The following is a 2779-nucleotide window of genomic DNA, read 5'->3' as shown; positions in this document are numbered from 1 at the left end:
GCCTTGGGTCATCACAGGCGCGATGAACGGCCCGGCATTCGACACCTACATCGAAACACAACTCGCTCCGGTGCTCGACCCCGGCACCGTTGTGATCCTGGACAATCTGTCCACCCACAAAAGTCCGCGCGCAGCCGAAGTTCTGCGCAAGCGCGGCTGCTGGTTCTTGTTTCTGCCTGCTTACAGTCCGGACCTCAATCCAATTGAAATGGCATTCTCAAAGCTCAAATCCCATCTGCGGCGCATCGGAGCCAGAACCTACGATGCCTTGTTTGAAGCGCTTGGCGACATCTGCGATCTCTACGAACCAGTAGAATGCTGGAACTTTCTCAAAGCCGCCGGATATGCCTCAGATTAAATGCAAAATGCTTTAGCGCAGTTCAAGCGCCCGAGCCCGCGCCCGGAGCAATGCAACGCGCGCTTCGAGGTTTTGCGTGGTTTCTTCGGTGTCCACCCCGGAAGGGATTGCACCCGCCATCAACGGGTCAAGCGGAACCAGATCGGGGTAGGGTGCATCTTCGAATTCGGGCAGGACAGTTCCGTCTACCTCGGGGATATCGATGCAAGAGCAAAGCGTCAAACAAAGGGCAAGGCAGGCAACGCGCATGGCCGAATGGGTCCGATCGGTAATAAATCTGCATATGTGATGCACGACGGGCGTGTTCCGTGCAAGCTTTGCTTGGTTTTGAACGATCGTTCAGTTAAATCAGACCGATGGCACGTACCACAGGCTCACATTCCGATATCACCGGTCCGCGCGTCCGCGCGGCAGCCTTGCAGTTGTTTGCGCGGCACGGATTTGCAGCGGTGTCCATGCGCCAGATTGCGCGGGAGGTGGGGGTGCAGGCCGGCGCATTGTATAACTATACACCGGACAAGCAAACGCTGCTCTTTGAATTGATGCAAGACCATATGGTCGAGTTGCTGGAAGCGGTGCGGGACACGCCCGGCCCAAACCCTGTGTCACGTCTGAAGGCGTTCGTACGCTTTCACATCGCCTTTCACCATGACCGTCCTGATGCGGTGTTCATCGCTTACATGGAGTTGCGCAACCTGTCGGCTGAAAATTTTCGCGAGATTGAAACGCTCCGCCGACGGTATGAAACTGTGCTCGAAGAAATATTGGTCGCCGGTGTCGAGGCCGATCAGTTTGAGGTGGTGGATACCAAGATCGCGACACTGGCGTTGATTGCGATGCTGACGGGTGTGAACACCTGGTTCAGGTCCGAGGGTCGTTTGAGCCTTGCGGATGTGCAGGATCAGTATTGGGACATGGTGCGCAAGGTGGTTGCTGCGGGATGATGGCCGGACGCTCTTTGTCGCTTTGCGCCAAAGACGCCCCACCCACCATCCCGTACCCGACTGAATTCAGTGCGCCGGTTTGATGAACGTACCGTTACGCAAGTCTGTCATGGCCTGCATCAATTCTTCTTGCGTGTTCATCACGATGGGGCCGTGCCACGCCACGGGTTCGTCAATCGGCGCGCCTGAAATCAGCAGGAACCTGATGCCGTCCGCGCCTGCCTGCACCGTCACCTCATCGCCCGTGCCAAAGCGGATCAGCGTTCTGTCGCCAGACAGGTCGCGGATGTTGAGTTCCTGGCCTGCGACCTCTTTTTCCAGCAAGACACCGGAGGGAGATGAGGCGTCGGCAAAGGCGCCCGCCCCTTCGAATACGTAAGCGAAGGCACGGCGATAGGTGTCGATCTTGAACGTTTTCCTGAGCCCGGCGGGCACGAAGATGTCAAGGTATTGCGGGTCTGCTGCGATACCGTCGACGGGGCCTTTCTTGCCCCAGAAGTCGCCGGTGATGACTTTCACCTGCGTGCCGTCATCATCCGTGACCACGGGAATGTCTGCGGCCGTCACATCCTGATAGCGCGGCGCGGTCATTTTCTGCGCCGATGGCAGATTGCCCCAAAGCTGAAAGCCGTGCATTTGCCCACGAGTATTCCCATGCGGCATTTCCTGGTGCAGGATGCCCGAGCCCGCGGTCATCCATTGCACGTCTCCGGCACCCAAAGTCCCGACATTGCCGAGCGAGTCGCCATGGTCCACCGTGCCTTCGAGAACATAGGTGATGGTCTCGATGCCGCGATGGGGATGCCAGGGGAATCCCTTTTCAAAATGCGCAGGCACGTCGTTGCGAAAATCGTCAAAGAGTAGAAATGGGTCCAGTTCGCTTGGATCCTGAAAGCCGAAGGCGCGGTGCAGGTGGACGCCGGCACCTTCCATGGTCGGCTGGGCGCGGCGGGTTTCGAGTGTGGGTCTGAGGGACATCTGTGTCTCCTTTGGGATCTGCGTTTGCCATAACATAGGCGCGCCTGTAACGGCTGCAATTGGCAGCGGCGAACGCATTCTGTGCGCAGATGTGGGGAGTGCGACGGGAACCACCACAGCCGTTTGGTTCTCTCATTCCCGAGGACCTGTATGTACAGGTGGGTGCCAGGTAACCGGACCAGGATCCGGACAGAGCCAGCGCCCTCGGAATTGCTTAAGGCCACCGGAATGCAACCTGTCACGAGAAAGGCAGAACCCGTCTCCGATTGACATAGGATGGACATCGGGTCGAGACAAGGGGGGACGTGCTTCCGCTGCTTGTCTCGCGCCTGCTTTATTGTCGATACCGATTTCAGGGCAAGACTATGGGACTCAGGATGTGTTTGTGTGCTGTTGGTCTGCTGAGCGTCAGGGGAGGCACCTAGGCAGCGGACTCATAAAACTCGATCCACAGCCTGACGGATGCCAGTTTGATCATCGACAGGAAATTGCGTGATGT

Annotated in this window: 4 protein-coding genes; 2 read left to right on the top strand and 2 right to left on the bottom strand. The window is 57.7% G+C overall.

Annotated features, from left to right (window positions below; translation table 11 throughout):
- Positions 1 to 358: transposase (locus LC354_RS27270; protein ID WP_223423163.1), on the top strand; the 358-nt coding region annotated here is incomplete at its 5' end.
- 12 nt (positions 359 to 370) lie between these two features.
- Here LC354_RS27270 and LC354_RS27265 read toward each other — a convergent pair.
- Positions 371 to 607: a hypothetical protein gene (locus LC354_RS27265; protein ID WP_223429073.1), complete on the bottom strand. Its 237-nt coding sequence runs from the start codon at positions 605 to 607 to the stop codon at positions 371 to 373.
- A 107-nt stretch (positions 608 to 714) separates the two neighbouring features.
- Between LC354_RS27265 and LC354_RS27260 the strand changes: the two genes are divergently transcribed.
- The gene (locus LC354_RS27260; RefSeq protein ID WP_223429072.1) at positions 715 to 1302 is read left to right on the top strand and encodes a TetR/AcrR family transcriptional regulator; all 588 of its coding nucleotides are present in this window, start codon (positions 715 to 717) and stop codon (positions 1300 to 1302) included.
- A gap of 66 nt (positions 1303 to 1368) precedes the next feature.
- On the opposite strand, the gene LC354_RS27255 is transcribed toward LC354_RS27260, so the two are convergent.
- Entirely contained in the window at positions 1369 to 2280 is a 912-nt protein-coding gene (locus tag LC354_RS27255; RefSeq protein WP_223429071.1) for a pirin family protein, read from the bottom strand.
- Positions 2281 to 2779: the final 499 nt, after the last annotated feature.

Origin of the sequence: Tateyamaria pelophila, from assembly GCF_019966495.1 — a bacterium.
Classification (GTDB): domain Bacteria; phylum Pseudomonadota; class Alphaproteobacteria; order Rhodobacterales; family Rhodobacteraceae; genus Tateyamaria; species Tateyamaria pelophila.
This window is presented reverse-complemented; position numbering and strand designations above follow the sequence as displayed.